At 37.6% G+C, this 18,133-nt stretch carries 14 protein-coding genes and 2 pseudogenes; 3 read left to right on the plus strand and 13 right to left on the minus strand.

Translation table 11 applies throughout. The features are described 5' to 3' along the window. The 9 genes and pseudogenes from Q5W13_RS09145 to hemA all read right to left on the minus strand — a co-directional run bounded on the left by Q5W13_RS09145 (position 1) and on the right by hemA (position 7,772). Positions 1 to 222 carry a hypothetical protein gene (locus Q5W13_RS09145; protein WP_304446083.1) on the minus strand — a complete coding sequence of 74 codons (222 nt, stop codon included), beginning with the start codon at positions 220 to 222 and terminating at the stop codon, positions 1 to 3. Between the two features lie 15 nt (positions 223 to 237). Beyond that, positions 238 to 1,226, minus strand: a pseudogene (hemB, locus tag Q5W13_RS09150) (porphobilinogen synthase). Between the two features lie 195 nt (positions 1,227 to 1,421). Beyond that, positions 1,422 to 2,072 carry a hypothetical protein gene (locus Q5W13_RS09155; protein ID WP_304446084.1) on the minus strand — a complete coding sequence of 217 codons (651 nt, stop codon included), beginning with the start codon at positions 2,070 to 2,072 and terminating at the stop codon, positions 1,422 to 1,424. After that, the gene (locus Q5W13_RS09160) at positions 2,065 to 2,235 is read right to left on the minus strand and encodes a hypothetical protein (RefSeq protein ID WP_162857225.1); all 171 of its coding nucleotides are present in this window, start codon (positions 2,233 to 2,235) and stop codon (positions 2,065 to 2,067) included. The genes Q5W13_RS09155 and Q5W13_RS09160 overlap by 8 nt, the downstream gene beginning before the upstream one ends. Before the next feature lie 18 nt (positions 2,236 to 2,253). Further along, a complete protein-coding gene (gene hemF, locus Q5W13_RS09165) occupies positions 2,254 to 3,156 on the minus strand; it encodes an oxygen-dependent coproporphyrinogen oxidase (protein ID WP_304446085.1) in 903 nt (300 codons plus the stop codon). A gap of 118 nt (positions 3,157 to 3,274) precedes the next feature. Then, a complete protein-coding gene (locus Q5W13_RS09170) occupies positions 3,275 to 3,829 on the minus strand; it encodes a GNAT family N-acetyltransferase (protein ID WP_304446086.1) in 555 nt (184 codons plus the stop codon). 12 nt (positions 3,830 to 3,841) lie between these two features. Then, the gene (hemE, locus tag Q5W13_RS09175; protein ID WP_155595194.1) at positions 3,842 to 4,876 is read right to left on the minus strand and encodes a uroporphyrinogen decarboxylase; all 1,035 of its coding nucleotides are present in this window, start codon (positions 4,874 to 4,876) and stop codon (positions 3,842 to 3,844) included. A 59-nt stretch (positions 4,877 to 4,935) separates the two neighbouring features. Continuing rightward, positions 4,936 to 6,519, minus strand: coding sequence for a hydroxymethylbilane synthase (gene hemC / locus Q5W13_RS09180; RefSeq protein ID WP_155595193.1), 1,584 nt, complete (start codon positions 6,517 to 6,519; stop codon positions 4,936 to 4,938). Further along, a complete protein-coding gene (hemA, locus tag Q5W13_RS09185; RefSeq protein WP_304446087.1) occupies positions 6,516 to 7,772 on the minus strand; it encodes a glutamyl-tRNA reductase in 1,257 nt (418 codons plus the stop codon). Before hemA ends, hemC begins: the two co-directional genes overlap by 4 nt. 204 nt (positions 7,773 to 7,976) lie before the next feature. Between hemA and Q5W13_RS09190 the strand changes: the two are divergent. The 3 genes and pseudogenes from Q5W13_RS09190 to Q5W13_RS09200 all read left to right on the plus strand — a co-directional run bounded on the left by Q5W13_RS09190 (position 7,977) and on the right by Q5W13_RS09200 (position 12,134). After that, positions 7,977 to 8,866: pseudogene (locus Q5W13_RS09190) on the plus strand (helix-turn-helix transcriptional regulator). Between the two features lie 173 nt (positions 8,867 to 9,039). Continuing rightward, entirely contained in the window at positions 9,040 to 11,130 is a 2,091-nt protein-coding gene (locus tag Q5W13_RS09195) for a fibronectin type III domain-containing protein (protein WP_304446088.1), read from the plus strand. A gap of 35 nt (positions 11,131 to 11,165) precedes the next feature. Then, complete coding sequence (locus Q5W13_RS09200; RefSeq protein WP_304446089.1) at positions 11,166 to 12,134, plus strand: ThuA domain-containing protein; 969 nt, start codon at positions 11,166 to 11,168, stop codon at positions 12,132 to 12,134. 191 nt (positions 12,135 to 12,325) lie between these two features. On the opposite strand, the gene Q5W13_RS09205 is transcribed toward Q5W13_RS09200, so the two are convergent. From Q5W13_RS09205 to Q5W13_RS09220, 4 genes are all read right to left on the minus strand, one after another. Further along, positions 12,326 to 13,171, minus strand: coding sequence for an N-acetylmuramoyl-L-alanine amidase-like domain-containing protein (locus Q5W13_RS09205; protein ID WP_304446090.1), 846 nt, complete (start codon positions 13,169 to 13,171; stop codon positions 12,326 to 12,328). A 28-nt stretch (positions 13,172 to 13,199) separates the two neighbouring features. Then, the gene (locus Q5W13_RS09210) at positions 13,200 to 13,655 is read right to left on the minus strand and encodes a hypothetical protein (RefSeq protein WP_304446091.1); all 456 of its coding nucleotides are present in this window, start codon (positions 13,653 to 13,655) and stop codon (positions 13,200 to 13,202) included. Between the two features lie 72 nt (positions 13,656 to 13,727). Beyond that, positions 13,728 to 16,727, minus strand: coding sequence for a TraB/GumN family protein (locus Q5W13_RS09215; RefSeq protein ID WP_304446092.1), 3,000 nt, complete (start codon positions 16,725 to 16,727; stop codon positions 13,728 to 13,730). Between the two features lie 139 nt (positions 16,728 to 16,866). Further along, positions 16,867 to 17,943: a mechanosensitive ion channel family protein gene (locus Q5W13_RS09220; RefSeq protein ID WP_304446093.1), complete on the minus strand. Its 1,077-nt coding sequence runs from the start codon at positions 17,941 to 17,943 to the stop codon at positions 16,867 to 16,869. Positions 17,944 to 18,133 lie beyond the last annotated feature (190 nt).

The following is an 18,133-nucleotide window of genomic DNA, read 5'->3' on the forward strand; positions in this document are numbered from 1 at the left end:
CTAAAACCTGTGCTCCATAAAAGCATTATTTTTTATACCGTTTGTTATTATGTCTTTAACATTAGTATTGATATAAACCGAATCTAACCCTACTTCAAACGGAGTACCATAAACTAATGCATCGCCAACTTCAATATTCAGGGGTATTGAAGTTCCTTCCTGAGCTTGCGTAAGCTGGGTTATAAATACAAAGATTAATAGTTGAATTATTTTCACAAGCAAGCTCTTTAAGTTTGTTTACCTTAACAACCTTACCGCATCTTTGGCAAAATAGCTAGCGATGATATTGGCACCCGCACGTTTCATTGCCGTTAGTTGTTCCATAACTACAGCATCATGGTCTAACCATCCTTTCTCGGCAGCAGCCTTAACCATGGCATATTCTCCGCTTACTTGATAAACGGCAACAGGAACATCAACCTCATTACGAATTTCACGTACAATGTCTAAATAACAAAGTCCGGGTTTTACCATAACAATATCTGCACCTTCATCAATGTCCATTTCGGTCTCCTTTAGAGCTTCGAAACGGTTGGCATAATCCATTTGATAGGTCTTTTTGTCTTTCGGTACATTTTTGACGTCTACAGGAGCGGAATCTAAAGCATCTCTAAAAGGACCATAAAAAGCACTGGCATATTTAGCGCTATAGCTCATGATACCCGTGTTTGTAAGACCTTCATCTTCCAAAGCTTCCCGAATGGAAAGAATTCGGCCATCCATCATATCGCTTGGCGCAACAAAATCTGCTCCAGCAAAAGCATGAGATACGCTCATTTCTGCCAAAAATTCCGAAGTTTCATCATTAAGTATTTGTCCGTTTTCTACAATACCATCATGACCAAAAGATGAATAAGGGTCCATGGCAACATCTGTCATAACCAACATTCCGGGACAGGCATCTTTAACGGTTTTAATGGCGCGTTGCATTAATCCATTATCGTTTAAAGCTTCGGTACCCTTGTTGTCTTTTAAGTTCTCAGGAACTTTTACAAAAGTAGTACGGCATGTAACCCCATATTCCACAGCTCCTTAACCTCGGCTCCAAGATAGTCAAGGCTTAACCTGTAATAATCCGGCATAGAGGCAATCTCTTCTTTAATACCCTTGCCTTCTGTTACGAAAAGTGGCACCAGAAAATCCTTAGGAGATATAATAGTTTCACGTACTAAATCTCTAATTGACTCATTTGTTCTTAATCTGCGGTTTCTTTTAAGTGGGTACATGTTTTGCCTATTTTTGAATAAACAAAGTTACTTATTATCCTCCTAAAAAACAGAAAACAGACCAACTCTTGACTCAACTAATGCACAACCTAAAATTTAAGGTTGAGTGGCGCAGTTATCAGCAGAATTTTCTTGATAATTTTGAGGATTACCACCTTAATACTAATCAGGTAAAAGAAGTGTTTGAAAAAGCAATTATTTGGAAGTAATACGTTCAGTATTTTCTCTGCAGCGAATTAATTGATTTAACTGTTTGCGATAGCCATAAGCAGACCATAAGGTAGAGTCTTTCTTAATTTTTATAGGGTTTTCATCCGCATCTATAAATCGTTTGGTGGCGCCAACAAGAGGGTGGTCTAAACTTTTTATTTTTATGATAGAACTGTTTCCGGGTATGGTCAACCCTCCTTCATAATCATAGCAGAAAACTAAAACTTTATCTCCCACGTTAATATCCATATTACTGAAACAATCGGTAGAAAAATATTTCTGATTAGCATAACTGCTGTTACCCATATCTTTTATTTTGTAGACCTCGTCAAGAGCTATAGTTCCTTTTTGAGAGATGTACAAAGGGGCGGCATCGTGGTTAGCTTTATCTAAGTTTACGACGGTACCTGAAAACACAAGGGCATATTCTTTGCCGCAATACCCAATAAATGGACCAGATTCTTCCCACCAATACGTATAGCCTACGTCTAATGTATCTTGGACAAAGGTAATATCCAGATCACTTTTTGCGCGTTTAGAGTCGCAAGAAGTGCCTAACGCCAGAATTGCAAGGGCGAAAACCAACTTACAAATAAAGTGGTTTTTTAAATTCACGGCAAAAATGGTGTTAATCATTATCACGGGGTAGGTCCGGGGTTTTTTGACTTTGTTTTATAATTTCTTTCAAGCGCAACTTGCGCATTTCTTGTTCTGACTTTAATTTATTTTTCTTTCGGTTTAAAAGCTTGGTATGTTTTGCTTTGTTCACCGTATTCTTTGCTTTTCCTTTTTTAGACATAATTGGACTATTAAAGTTTTAAACCCAGTTCTTAGGGTTTTCTAAAATTTCTACCAATCGGTATTCTTCGGTGCCTTTTTCGGGGTGATGGTCGTAATGCCACTGCACATGGGGCGGTAGGCTCATTAGAATACTCTCAATTCTACCGTTTGTTTTCAAACCGAATAAAGTGCCTTTATCATGAACAAGATTAAACTCAACATAGCGTCCTCGTCGGACTTCTTGCCAATCTCGTTGATCTTTTGTGTATTCTAAATCTTTTCTTTTTAAAACAATCGGTACATAACTCTCCAAAAAGCTGTTTCCTACTTCGGTTACAAAGTCATACCAATTTTGCATGGTCATGTCCTCTGTAGCTTTGCAATAGTCAAAGAAGAGTCCGCCTATACCGCGAGCTTCATTTCTATGGGCATTCCAGAAGTAATCATCGCATCTCTTCTTGTAGGTAGAGTAGAATTCTGAATTATGTGCGTCACAAGCTTCTTTGCAAACGGTATGAAAATGAGCAGCATCTTCATCAAATAAATAATATGGTGTAAGGTCTTGACCGCCGCCAAACCATTGATCTACAATATTTCCTTCTTTATCATACATTTCAAAATAACGCCAATTGGCGTGAACTGTAGGTACCATTGGATTTTTAGGATGAAGAACCAAACTTAGGCCACAGGCATAAAAATCTGCATCTTCAACACCAAAATAAGTCTGCATACTTTTTGGTAAAGCTCCGTGCACACCAGATATATTTACACCACCTTTTTCAAAAACAGCACCGTTTTCTATTACTCTGGTGCGACCGCCGCCACCTTCAGGTCTTTTCCATAAATCTTCGTGAAATTTGGCTTTACCGTCTATCTCTTGGAGTTTGGAAGTAATAGTGTCTTGAAGGTTTTCTATGTAACTAAAGAATTTGTCTTTCATTAAAAGAAATGGTTTTGTGCAAATAGTCTGTAAATTTACGATATACAAAGGAAGGTATGAAGCGATAAGGACTACAAAAACCTTTTTGCTAGATTTTATTTAGGGATATAACTATTTGTTAAGCGTAAAGCTCATATAACTCCATATCTAAAGGAGCTTCATTTGGTGGAGTGTGTTCGTTAAGGAGGGTTTTTTGCCATAAGGTGTATCCAGATTTTTCAGCTATTCTTACACTTCCAATATTGGTATTATGAACAATAATTTGAAGGGTTTGAAGTCCTAAATCACCAATAGCATATTTAGATAAAGTATCTATAGCCAATGAGGTAATGCCTTTGCCTTCATATTGATAGCCGATACAATAAGCCAGTTCTGCCTGTTTTTTGTTCCAATCTAGCTCTTTAATATAGGCTAAGCCAATAACGGTACGACTTTCATAGTCCTTCAGGACGAAAAGAAACTCTTCCCTTTTCTGGTATTCACGAACTTTTTTCTCAACAAAAATTTGAGAAAGGGTAGGTGTTAGATTGTCGGCTAAGGTTTTAGGGAAATAGCGCTGTAAACGTTCAGCATTTACGGTTACAAAATCGCAAATGCGCCAAGCGTATTTTTCCTGTATGGGTTCTATGGAAAAGTTTTCAAAACGGGCAATTGAGCTGTTTTCCTTTTCCATGACTTTCTTAGTTTAACTTACGGGCTTCCATTCTTTTACCGCGTCAATAAAAGCCTTGGCATTTTCCACAGGAACATTGGGTAGAATACCGTGACCCAAGTTTACAATATAACTGTCTTTCCCAAATTCATTAATCATTTGGGTAACCATCTTTTTTATTTCTGATGGAGGAGATAATAATCTAGCGGGGTCAAAATTACCTTGTAAAGTAATCTTTCCGCCGGTTAGGTAACGCGCATTTCTTGCTGAACATGTCCAATCTACACCAAGAGCAGCAGCACCTGATTTGGCCATGTCACCTAAAGCAAACCAACAACCTTTACCGAATACGATAACAGGAGTTTCATCCTTAAGGGCATCAATAATTTGTTGAATATATTGCCAAGAAAATTCGTTGTAATCTGTTGGTGAAAGCATACCGCCCCAAGAATCAAAAACTTGTATGGCGTTCACGCCTGCTTTTACCTTTGCTTTTAAATAAGCAATAGTAGTATCTGTAATCTTCTGTAAAAGTTCGTGAGCAACAACCGGTTGGGTAAAGCAAAGTTCTTTTGCCTTATCAAAAGTCTTGCTGCCTTGCCCTTGTACACAGTAACATAAAATGGTCCATGGAGAACCGGCAAAACCAATAAGCGGAACTTCATCGTTCAGCTTTTCTTTGGTAGCCTTTATAGCTTCCATAACATAACCCAAAGCAACATCTACATCAGGAACAATTACACTGTCAAGGTCTTTCTGCGTACGGATAGGATTCGGTAAATAAGGACCAAAATCAGGTTTCATCTGTACCTCAATATTCATTGCTTGAGGTATAACTAGTATATCACTAAAAAGGATTGCGGCATCCATACCATATCTACGGATAGGTTGAACCGTAATCTCAGAAGCTAATTCCGGTGTCTGACAACGCGTAAAGAAATCATATTTCTTTTTGATTTCCATAAACTCAGGAAGGTATCTTCCGGCTTGGCGCATCATCCAAACGGGTGGACGATCAACAGTTTCGCCCTTTAGGGCTCTAAGAAAAAGGTCGTTCTTTAGTGACATAGGTATAATTTGATTCCCATGAAGAGGGAAGTCCGTTCATTATTCTACGGTAAAAATAATTAATTCTTACTGTAGGTTTGGTTAACAAGTTCAATGACGCTCTCTACCGTTGGCATTTTTGCTACATGAACCGTTTCAAAATGTTTCTTTGCTTCCGTTGCAGTGGTTTCACCAATACAATAAGCTACTTTGTTAGGTGTATTTTTCAGCAAATAGCTAGTAACCGTTGATGGGCTAAAAAATAGAACACCCTCAACACTATCTTCAACTTCTGCAGGAGCGAGTTTTGTGGTATAAGCCTCAATCTCGTTAACTTTAATTTTGTTCTCTTCCAAGATGTTTGGCAGATCATCCAGTCTGAGGTTGCTAGAGAAATAAGTAACCTCGGCACCTTCCATATATTCAACCAAATAATTAGCCAAATTTTTAGCATCTTTTTCCTGATGCTTCACAGGGCCAATATACTTTTTAATCATGCGCTTGGTCTTCCCGCCTACACAATAAATATTGGTAAATTTTAATTCTTCTGGTGAAATGCTTTTAATAAGCGATTCCACGGCATTTTGGCTGGTAAGGACCACATTTTGAATTTCTTTCTTCAAGATAATAGTAGAAATTCGGTTAGAGCTTATTTTAATAAAGTCTTCCGATTTCACCTTAATTTCCGAATCAAAAAGTTCTTCTTGAGCTGGGGTCAGGTTCTTAGTAGAAAATATTTTGGTATTTTCTAAAGTACCTTCTTTGTAGGTCATAAGCAGCTTGCCACCACGGCTAAGAATACTGTTTGCACAGTCTTTTGCCAAATAGGTGTGTTTGCCTAATGGAGCGGTAAATTCTGCTTCTAATTTTTTCTTGCCATCTACGGTTAAAAGCACTCCTTTAAGAGTTACTTCATTCTCTTTGTCTATAGTGGCTATGGCTCCTATGGGTGCTGAACAACCCCCTTCTAGAATACGAAGAAATTCTCGTTCTAGTTTAGTACATATATCTGTTGGCTCGTGGTTTAGCTCTGCGCAAGCTTCACGAATAAATTCATCATCTTCTTTGGCAACAACCATTATAGCACCTTGTGCAGGTGCAGGTACCATCCAAGTTAGGCCAACGGTTTCTTCTGGTTCAAGTTCTATACGTTCAAGGCCTGCAGCGGCAAAAATGGCACCGTTCCAATCATTGTCCAATAATTTCTGGTAGCGGCTATTAATATTACCACGAAGATCAACTACTGTATGAGTTGGGTAACGATTAAGCCATTGTGCTTTTCTTCTAAGGCTTCCGGTAGCTATAACAGCATCTTTTTCACCCATGAATTCTTCGTTCTTTTTGAAAGCCAAAATGTCAAGAAAATTGGCTCGCTCAAGTACTGCCGCTTGAACTATACCTTGCGGTAAGGCAGTAGGCACATCTTTCATACTATGCACGGCAATATCAATATCGTCGTTTAGCATAGCTACGTCTAGGGTTTTGGTAAAAATACCGGTAATACCCATTTCGTAAAGCGGTTTGTCAAGAATAAGGTCTCCCGTAGATTTTACAGAGATTACCTTTACTTTATGACCTAAAGCTTTTAATTTATTTTTGACGGTGTTCGCCTGCCATAGCGCTAATTCGCTATCGCGTGTACCAATTCGTATGACCTTGCTCATGGAGTGTCGAGTTCGAGTTGAAAGACTTTTTGAATGAGTTCTAGACTAGTGTCAGAATCGACATTGTCGTCTTTAAGATGATTTGCGAACTGCTTTGTTATTTTTTGAATTATTCTATTTGATATTACATCTGCCTGTTCTTCGTTGAAGTCCGATAGTTTTTTAGATTGATAATCTATTTCTTCGTCCTTCATCGTTTTAAGCTTCTTTTTCAAAGCTTTAATGACGGGTGCAAATTTACGGGTTTCAAGCCATTGGATGAAATCACCTTTTACTTCATCTATAATTACTTCGGCTTCAGGAATATATTGTTTCCTTCGTTCTAGTGTATCATCGGTAATTCTGGAAAGCTGATCTAAATGTACTAAAGTGACATTGTCAAGTTCCTCTACCGTTTCCGAAACATTTTTCGGTATAGAAAGGTCTAAAATTAAAAGTGGCTTTTTGGTATGGATAAGCTCTTTTGAAATGGTAGGTGATTGCGCGCCTGTAGCCACAATTAAAACATCTGTAGAACGAATCTCTGTTTGAAGGTCTCCATAATCTTTAACTACCAAATGAAATTTACCTGCAATTTTTTCTGCCTTATTCTTCGTACGGTTAATAAGGGTTATATGGGTATTCTTAGTGTGCTTAATAAGATTCTCGCAAGTGTTTCTCCCAATCTTTCCGGTACCGAACAACAAAATGTTCTTATCAGAAATATTAGCAACATTTTCCATAATGTAACGTACGGAAGCAAAAGATACCGATGTAGCTCCGGAAGAAATTTCTGTTTCGTTCTTGATGCGTTTACTTGCTTGTATTACAGAATTGCAAAGACGCTCAATAAATGGATTAGCAATACCGTGCCTTTTAGAACGGTTAAAACTTGCTCTTAACTGACTGATGATTTCAAAATCTCCTAAAATCTGACTATCCAATCCTGTGCCTACCCGAAAAAGATGACTAATAGCATCATTGTTTTTGTATACGTAAGCTACTTCTTGAAACTCCTCTACAGAGCCCGATGTGTTATCGCAAAGTAATTTTATGAGTTGAAAGGGGTGTTGTGCAAAACCATTCAGTTCTGTACGGTTGCATGTTGAGGTCACTAAAAGACCGTCAATTCCCAATTCTACAGATTTAACCATGATACGTTCCATGGCGGCATCATCCAAACTGAATTTGCCACGTACTTGGGCATCAGCTTTTAAGTAGCTAAGACCAATGGTGTAGAATGAGTTGTTTTTTGAAATGTGGTAATCTTTCATGAAAGCTTTTCAAGCGCAGGCAAAAATAAGAGGCCTGAGGCAATAAAAATAACGCTAGAAGAACAATAAGTGTCGGTGAGGGGTTTTTTAGATGCATATGAATGTAAATCCGTTGAAAACCAGTATTTTTGTAGGAAATACTGCGCTTAACGGCGTATCTATTTAGAACGTTTCTAAATAAAAACAATCCAATTCGTGTTTTATATGGAAGGTAAAAATATCGCTCAAGGTTCATTTCAAGAGGTGCTTATAGAAGACGGGTTTTATGTGCTCAAAATTCAAAATGACACATTAGAAACCCAACATGTGGTGCGAGATATTGATAGTAGTTACATACAATTCCACTTTTGTTTAAAAGGGCAAGCCAAGTTTATCTTTAATGAAGGGCGTTATAACCTTGAGGTTTCGGAAGAAAACTCTTTGTTGCTTTATAACACGCAAATAGATTTACCAATGAATTTGGAATTAGAGCCCAATTCATGGTTGGTCTCCGTAGTTATGACCATTCGTAAATTTCATTCCCTTTTTTCTCGGGAGGCAGACTATATTCCTTTTCTGAGCTCAGATAATAAAGATAAAAAGTACTACGCCCAAGAAGGGGTGAACCCATAATTGCAGTTGTTTTAAGTCAGATGATGAATTACAACCTTCATCCATCTATAAAAGAATTATATATAAAAGGTAAAGTTTACGAACTCATCTCTTTGTACTTTAACAAAAGCGATGATGCAGACGTAGAGCAATGTCCTTTCTTGGTAGATGAAGACAATGTGCGCCGTATACGTAAGGCCAAAGAGATTATTATCTCTCGTATGGCAGAGCCTCCAACACTTACGGAACTATCTGAGGAAATTGGGCTGTCTTTGAAAAAATTAAAAGAAGGTTTTAAGCAGATTTATGGCGATTCTGTATTTAGTTTCTTATTTGATTATAAGATGGAATATGCCCGAAAGATGTTGGAAACAGGAAAGCATAATGTAAATGAAGTGGGTCTAAGAGTTGGTTATAGTACCGCCAGCCATTTTATTTCTGCTTTTAAGAAGAAATATGGTACTACGCCTAAAAAGTACCTAATGGCATTAGCAAATAATTAATCATTCTTCCGCTTAAATTATACCGTGTTTATCAATTTGGATAGACCGATTTGTCATGTGTGCTATTTTGTTAATAACCTTAGTGTTAAGGCTTATTTTCATCAACAAATTTTCTGAATTTTGTTGATGAGAAACTATAGCTAGAAATTTACTTAAAGCGTCCCCCCTAGAAAATGAAAGAAAGACCCATTATCGGTACACTTTCCGCACTTTTTATGTGCATTTTATTATTTTTTATTGCCTGTGACAAGGACAAGAGTGACGATACTGTTGCCATTGCGCCAGATGTTGAGGCTCCTCTTCCTCCAGAAAAACTAGAAACCGTTCAGGTTACGGATTCATCTATAACTGTTACTTGGAAAGCTTCAAAGGACAACGTAAAAGTTGTGCAGTACGCGGTTTACCAAGATAGCGTAGAGGTAGCAAGAGATTCTATTATTACATATGAGGCAAAGAATTTGAAACCAGCTACGGAATATACTTTCGCAGTTCGTGCTGCAGATGCTGCTGGGAATAATTCTAAATTCAGTGAGCAAATAAAAGTCCTTACAGAAGCAATTATAGTAGAGGATACGATAGTCAAAAATGATAGTATTGGAGGTTTTAGTTCAATTTTACGATCACCGTTGTTGTCCTTGGGTAAGGTTTTGACAAATTCTGTTGAACTGAAATGGGAATTGGAAATCAATGCATCGGTAGTTAAGGAGTATAGGGTATTTCAAGATACTCTTCAGATTGGTAATGTTAATACCAAGTCATATAAAGTAACTGACCTGATTGCGGGAGAAAGCTATAAATTTAGTGTGGCAGCAGTAGATTTAAAGGGAAAGGAGTCAAAACCAAGTAATGTTTTAGAAGTTGAAACGCCACTTGTGAATATACAAGAACAGGACACCATTGCACCAACGGTACCTACAGGTTTAAATGCTAGTGACATTCAGATTAATAATATAAAGTTGGTATGGAATGCTGCTGCTGATAGCGTTGGGGTCACGGGTTATACCATTTATAATGATACTACACGCATAGCCAAAGTTACCGATACGTTGTACTTGTTAGAAAATTTGGAAGCAGGTACTGAATATGGTTTCCGAGTGAGCGCTTCAGATGCAGCCGAAAACGAATCAATGCGCAGCGAGGCACTTTTTGTTAGCACTATTAAAGAAGTAGAGACAGATAGTATTGCGCTTGGAGCTCCTAAAAATTTACAGATTGCTGAATTAGGTTCTACTATGGCCAGTTTTACTTGGTCTGCGGAGAATGATAGCGTTCAGGCTTCGGAATATGCTGTTTATATAGATACCGTTCTGGTAGCAAATACCATTAAACCGGAGTATATAGCGGAGAATTTAATTCCCAATACAGCATATAGTTTCTCGGTTGCGGTAATAGACGATTTAGGAAACAAGTCGAATAAGAGCAATCCCTTAAATTTTACAACATTAGGTGAAAGGGTAGTTTTCAAAGATACCATAGCGCCTACTGTACCTAAAAGTATAAAAATCGATACGCTTACTTCTTCTTCTATAAAGTTGACTTGGGAGGCTTCAGTTGATAGTATAGGTGTAGCTAACTATCAGATTTTTCAAGGTGAAAAATTAATAGATACTTCTACCGAAACGAACTATTCGGTAGAAAATCTTTCCGCTGATACGGAGTATACATTTTCTGTTTCCGCAACGGATGAAGCTCAAAATCAGTCTCAACAAAGCCAACCTGTTTTGGTTAGAACCGAAGTGGGAATAGCAGAACAAAAAGCCACAGATGTCACCGCGCCCACAGTACCACAATCCTTTAGTTCTGATGAAATTACTCAAACTACTATAGATTTAAATTGGGAGGCTTCCACGGATAGCGTTGGAGTCTCTGGTTATCGAGTATTTCAGAACGGCTTGTTTCTGGCTATGGCAACCAAAACTGCATATCAGGCAGTAAACTTAGAACCAGGAACGGAATATACTTTTTCTGTTTCTGCTATAGATGAAGCTGAAAATGAATCAAAACAAAGCGCTCTTTTGGAATTGACAACCGAAGCAGAGGTGTATGTAGATGATGTCGCACCATCTATTCCAACTAGTTTAATGGCGGGAGAAGTTACCCAAACTACTGTAGATTTGAATTGGGAAGCATCCACGGATAATGTTGGAGTCTCTGGTTATCGAGTATTTCAGAACGGCGTGTTTCTGGCCATGGCAACTAAAACTGCTTATCAGGCATTAAACTTAGACCTGGAACGGAATACACTTTTTCTGTTTCTGCTATAGATGAAGCTGAAAATGAATCAAAACAAAGCCCTCTTTTGGAATTAACAACCGAAGCAGAGGTGTATGTAGATGATGTTCCACCATCTACTCCAGCAAGTTTGATGGCAGGAGAGGTTACAGAAAACAGTATCAATTTACAATGGGGTGCCGCAACGGATAATATAGGTGTGACCGAATATATTATCTACCAAAACGGACAAAGAGTTAAGGCTGCTACCGCCACTAGCTCTGTTGTAAATGGATTAGCATCAAATACAGAGCATAGTTTTAATGTTTCGGCTACGGACGCTGCTCAAAACGAATCGCAACAGAGTGAAACGCTTACTATCTCTACATTAGAGGAAGAGCAAACGGTAGATAAGATTCTGGTATTTACTAAAACAGCTGAATTCCGTCATGGTTCTATTGAAAAAGGAATATCTACTTTCAATTCATTAGGTGCGGCCAATAATTTTGAAGTTGACCAAACGGAAGATGCAACCGATTTCACTTTTAATAATTTAAGTCGATATAAGACTGTGGTGTTTCTAAACACTACAGGGGATGTTTTGAATGCGACCCAGCAAATTGCTTTTGAGAGGTACATTCAATCTGGAGGTAGTTACATGGGCGTACATGCCGCAACAGATACTGAATATAATTGGTCTTGGTACGGTGAACTTGTAGGAGCTTATTTTGATGGTCACCCGAGTATACAAGAAGCAACATTAAATGTGATAGATAGCAATCATAGTTCTACTTCCCACTTACCATTAAATTGGGTGCGGACAGAAGAGTGGTATAATTTTAAAGATATCTATAGTGGTATCAATCCGTTAATACTTTTGGATGAATCTACATACAACGGCGGAACAAATGGCGCAAGTCATCCGTTCTCATGGTATCATACCTATGATGGTGGAAGAGCTTTCTATACGGGAGGAGGTCATTCTAACGCATCTTATGACGAACCGGATTTTAGAGACCATTTATTGGGTGGGTTAATGTATTGTTTAGGGCGATAATTTTGTAATCGGCCAATGTCTATAAAACCGACCGAGTAGTCAGTCTAATGAAGCGTTATTGAAAGTACCAGTTATCATGGAGTAGGCGAGTGTTATGAAACTTTCGGTGAAAAGCGGAATAACTGTTGTTGGGCGCAAGGTTTTGATTAGAACAAACTGGGTAGTCGGTTCAGGTTGGTGTTTTTGAGGACTTAATTGATAGGTCTAGCCACCATAATACCCGTATTTTTCTTAATTTTCTTTAGGTATTCAGCAAGCGGTTTTTTGGATACTTCTACTTTCATAGAACCTGTTGAAGCATGTAGCAAATGAATGCGGCCATCTTTCTCTCTTGTGGCAATTCCGGTGTGGGTTATGTCCAATCCGTTAATTGATGTAGTCAAAGCTATGATATCTCCTGTTTGAATTAAATGTTCATTGGCTGCAATCTCATCTTGCGCCAAAATACAAATGGGTTGATTGTTGAGGTAGTTTTCAGAAGCCTTTACTTTTTCAAAATTCTTGTCATCGCTTAAAAAAGGATAAAGGTCACGATGGGTGCTCATGAAATTAATGGGTTTGGTGATTTCCTTTCCCCCTATTTCAGCAGTAATATCCTTTAATAATCCTTTTTTCTCGTTGTTAGCAATCCATTCTGAAAAGTAATGTAGACGAGAGGCATATCCATCAAGCTCACCATCTTTATAACGAATGCTTTCAAGGGTTTCTGTAAAATCATCAAAACTAGATTCTCCATTTTTTAGCATCAGGCCAAAAGCCAATACATTTTCTACGTAAGTTGTACAATCTAAACCTTGTAGATTTATAACCAAAGTTTCTGTATCACCAATCTCTAAAGTTTTGGCCACGTAAGGCGTGTCCATGAAAGTTTTTCCAATTGCAACCAGCGTTTTTCCGAAGTCCTTTTCTAAAAGCCCGTCAATAGCAATGAGTTTGTTTTCTACGGCCTGTTTATCTGCTGGAGAGCAGGTAATCTGTTGGGAGAAACACAAGGTGCTTGTTAGGGTAAGTAATAAAAAAAGACCAAATTTGGACATAGTACGGATTTAATGTAAAAATACAATTTTATAACCCATGATGGCCATACATGCCATAGCCATGAGGTCTGTAAATATCTGCTCGTTTTCTGTCTTTAAGTTCAAAGGCTTCCGTGAGGTATTCAATGACGTCTTTATCTCTATCCGTATCTTCAATACGCATAGCGTCACTCTCATAAAAAGGCTTGGTTTGCAATCCCTTTTCATTTTCAAATATCAATACATACATAGAGAAATTCTTGTCATAATCTTCTTTATTACGCTTTTTGAAGTAGTATCCGGTGTACTGTTTCTCTTTAAATTGTAACGACTTCTGGGTTACGAACACAACGGAATCTTTAACATGATTATACTTTGAACCTTCAAAAAGAAGGGCCTCTGCCAAATATTGTTGTGAATTATAAGCGGCTGGAAAATGACTTAGTACGTTAGCTTTTTTCAATTTATTGAATAGTGGTAGTCTGCCGTTTATATCCGAAGCCAAAGCAGTTAACTTCTGTTGTGAAACAGGTTTTCCGTTTTTCAGCAGTTCGGCTAGGTAAGTAGCCTGTACACCTTATAGGTCTTCAACTAGTGAAATTTGATTAAAAAATTGTTCTACGGATTTATCCGTAATGTAAGGGTAAAGCAGCGTAACATAGTCTTCTAGTAAAGATGTATTGGTTCTACTAGTACGAGGGTTATAGAAGTCATTGTGCGTATTTGATAGGTCTCTGCTAAGTTGTCTTTTGATGAGCGTTTTAGCATCGTTTAAAATCTGTGTTTTATACTTTTTATATAGTTTAGGTTTTATAGTGTTGCTTGTCAATAATTCAGAGAGTAACGAGAAAATAGGTTCCTTATATTCGGGAATGGAACTGTAATCCAATAGTTTAGGATATAGTTTTTTTGCCAATTCTAAATTCTCTCGATAGGGTTTAAAAATAAGGCTGATGTTGAACGTATTGGAAAGTAGAGGTAGATCGGTTTCCATTAATTCTAATAATAGCTTTGTTGAGGCTTCATCAGATTTTTTGGCAATTTCTTGAAGCAATACTGCCTGTGCAGTGGAGTTGTTATAAGCTTTAGCATAAAACTTTTTATAGAATTTGGTAAGGTCAATATCTTGTAACTCCGCTAATTCCCGTATAAGGTGCAGCTGAATTTGTCGTTCACCATTACTTAAATCAAACTCTGATATATGCTTCTTAAGAGCATTGGCATGTTTGGTTTCGAATTTTATAAATCTATACCCATCAAGGGCAATACTATCATTAGTGTCTAATGCTTTGAAGAATTCAGGCACTTTATCTTCAAACAAATCTCGACCTATCGCAGTATCCTTCGGTACAAAATTGGTGAAGAATTCGGTAATGAAAGTACTTGGTTTTTCAATGGTATCAACTACGGCTTTTAATTCGTAAAGAAGTCCGTCTTTCAAAATATTCTTCACTAAAATACCACGTGTACTTGCTGTGTCGGCAAGTGTCATTTGTAATTCGTGATACCCTTTTGGAGAGCTTTTAGTCTCCTCGTTAATTACGACATACTTTTTATGGGCGTATAGTTTCTTGCGTAAAGCCCAAGCTGAATCTAAATTTCTGAACATCAAAAAATCATGAGATTTGTTTAGTTCTACAGATACAGCTTCGCCGTTGTCATTTTTATAAATGGTTTTTTTATGAAACGCGTCGTATGGTTTTGTTTTTGGAGCGCCATTGTAATAACTAGTGCTGCTTTCTACAAATTTTGGAGGTTTCACGGTGCTTTTGGTGGTAAAGTACAAAGCGGTGTCAACAACAATTTCAAAAGGTTTCTGTGCTTTACTATCCTTTATTTTGAAAGATTCAAAAAACAAGGCAGCCTCTTTTTCGTTTTTCCCTACCATACCTAGCAGAAAGTATTCTCCTCTGCGCAACGTGGTCATAAGGTATAAACGTTTTTTGGTCTTGTGGTCAATTACAGCAGATGAGGTAAGCCTCCTGCCACTGTAAGAATCATATTCAGGATTCAGTTCTAAATCCTGATAAAAACGCTTCTGTATTTGCTTAAGTTCAAAAGTATCAACTTCAATAAAATTAAAGTCATTCAAAACAGATCTGCGAAGAAAGTAATAATTATCAGCAATAGAATCATAACCTTCAACCCAACGATTACCGCTTCTACTGCGATTTGTAAAGCTATAAAGTGCGGGCATCTGAACCTCAAAATCTTCATATATAGAAGAAATTACTTTAGATCCCTGAACAGAATCCGTTCTAAACTTTAAGCTATTAAAAACGTTGTCTGAAAATTTGGTAACATAATCACCTTCGCCGCCCATTTTTATGATGACAAGCTCCAAAGGAGTTTCAAAGATTTGATACCGTTGGTGGTCTCCATTTTTCAGCAAGTTCTTAATATCAAGCCCTCTGAACTGACCGTTTTTAATCGACTTTTTTTCCAGTATTTTACCGGGAATGTTTTCAAAAAGGAGTTTGTCTATTTCTTCTAACGAAAATAGGGCATCGTTCTTTAAAAAAGAGTAAGTAGGAATCCGGTTAATAACTACAAAACTACCGTTTGCTAAGTCAGGCGAAACATAGGTAGTCTTACCAATATCAGAAATCGGGTATAACTTATTAGGCAGGTCTACACTGAAAAAATCGTCTTCAGGACCATAGGAGCTGTATTCGTTTTGACGTTTTTTTTGTTCAAATTTAAGTTTCAGCTTTTTACCCCTAGACGTCGCTTTTGATAATAAGGGTTTTACGGTATATCCTTTTTTTCGCAAGAGCGAAATAACACCTTGGTCTCCCGGTAAATGCGCGGCCCCTATACCTGTAAAGACTTTCCCTTTTCGCATAACAGAATCCATGCGTTCGGCCATGTTGGCGTTCCGTATGAACAACATGTTCTTCATGTAATGTGGTGTGTACATGGCTCGGTCTATAGAATCTAACAGAGCTATATTCCGTTCCCTATATGCATCTTGAAGTAAGAACATAGGGTCTGATTGCTGCATTTTCTTTTGAAGCCATTCATCAGGCTTTTGTTTGACTGCATTTAGACTGGCCCTGCCTACGAGAGCGGCAGACTCTTCCATATCTTCTAAAGCAATAATAGGTTTGTTGAACTTTCTGCCGGCCTGATAAATGAACATATCAAGATAAGTTTCTTCTTCAAAATTCTGAGAAAACTCATTGGTACGGTATAGAATATTGTTCACGATGCGGTCTTCGTAAGCCAAATATGCACCCAATATCTCTTTTCTAGGATTTTCTACTTTAAAAGATCGGGCATAAAAACCTTTGGTAACAAAACCAGCCTCAGAACCGTATGGGCTAGAGCCTGTTAGATTATCTTTTTCCAGCCAAAGACCTGGGTCGGATTCTAGGGCAACCATGTCACTTTTATCCAAAGCATCAAAAAAGACATCATCTAACCTAAAAGCAATTTTTTTACTGACGTGCATGGTTCCGTACAAGTAGGATGACTCTTGTAAACCGTTTCCTGAAATTTCCCATAGAAGGCTATTTTTTTCTTGGGCATGGACCGAGAAAGAAATAAGCAAAAGAAAAATCGATACGAGTCGCATAAATGTTTTTTGGTGAGGGAATGCTCAATACTTCAGTTATGTACCTGAAAATGGGCGCTTTGTACAAAAGTAAAAAAGTGCCTTGTGCAATATATCCCTATAAACCGTTAAAATAAATATTGGTTTTAAGGTATAACGGCTATTTTAGGGTAGTATTTTCTGGAGCTTCCATATTTTCTAAACGTAGTCTTGTACGGGGTAGACTTTCTGGATAATTCTGTTGTAAAAAGCTTATTAATTTTTCACGAACATGAACTCTAAGGTCCCAAGCGGTAGAGGAGTCTTTGGCACTCATTAGTGCTCTAATTTCAATATGGGTCGCCTTGGAATCTGTTACCTGAATATTATTTACTTCGCCGTCCCAAAGAGGGGTGTTTTTTAGAACCTTAGTAAGTTCTTCTCGTAAGGTACCAAGTGGAACAGAATAGTCTGTGTACAAAAAGACGGTACCTAAAATATCAGCTGAAGATTTTGTCCAGTTTTGAAACGGTTTTTCAATAAAATAGGTAGTAGGCAGTATCAAACGTCTCTTATCCCAAATTTTTACTACAACGTAGGTAAGTGTAATTTCTTCAATTCGGCCCCACTCACCTTCAACCACTACTACGTCATCTAATTTAATGGGTTGAGCAATGGCAATTTGAATTCCGGCCAAGATTGTAGCAAGCATTTTTTGAGCCGAAAAACCAATGATAATACCCGCAACCCCTGCCGATGCAAATATGCTTACGCCAATTTCGCGAATGCTATCAAAGCTCATAAGCGCAATACCGCAGGCAAGGATAATGATAATGAAAATGACAATCCGTTCCAATATATTGAACTGAGTAGCTACTTTTCGGGCGCGCAAATTGTTTGCGGTATTCATGTCATAGGTATGCATGACATGCTCTTTTACCATTTTAATCACTTGTATTATAAGCCAAGTAAGAGCGAAAATAAAAAGCAGGGTACTGGCTTTTCTAAAGTAATATTCAAAATGATTAAGACCCAGTAGTTGCCTTAAAGAACCCATTCTTAGTAATATGGAAAATAGGATAAGAACAATAGGTGTACTGACTTTTTTTACTGAAGAAGGTGGGATTAAATATTTTGGGTTTTTTCCAAATCTTCTAAGTATTTTGAGCAATACAAAATAGGCGACCAATAAAACGGCCAATGACCCTAAAAGTAAAAGAAGGGATTTATAGTTTTCATTAAAAAAATCGTTCAACATAACAAATGGTTCAAGGGGTAATATTAGTCTGTTTTTTTAATTCAAAAGTTCTAAATCGCTTATATAATTGATGTTATCTATAACAGCATCAAAAAGTATTTTGATAACATGCACTTTAGATAAGTTTCAAGGCTTATTTTTGTTAAAATAATACATTTGCCCAAGTAAATGGGCATTTGAAGATAGCCAT

Source organism: Zobellia laminariae (genome assembly GCF_030553095.1).
GTDB lineage: Bacteria > Bacteroidota > Bacteroidia > Flavobacteriales > Flavobacteriaceae > Zobellia > Zobellia laminariae.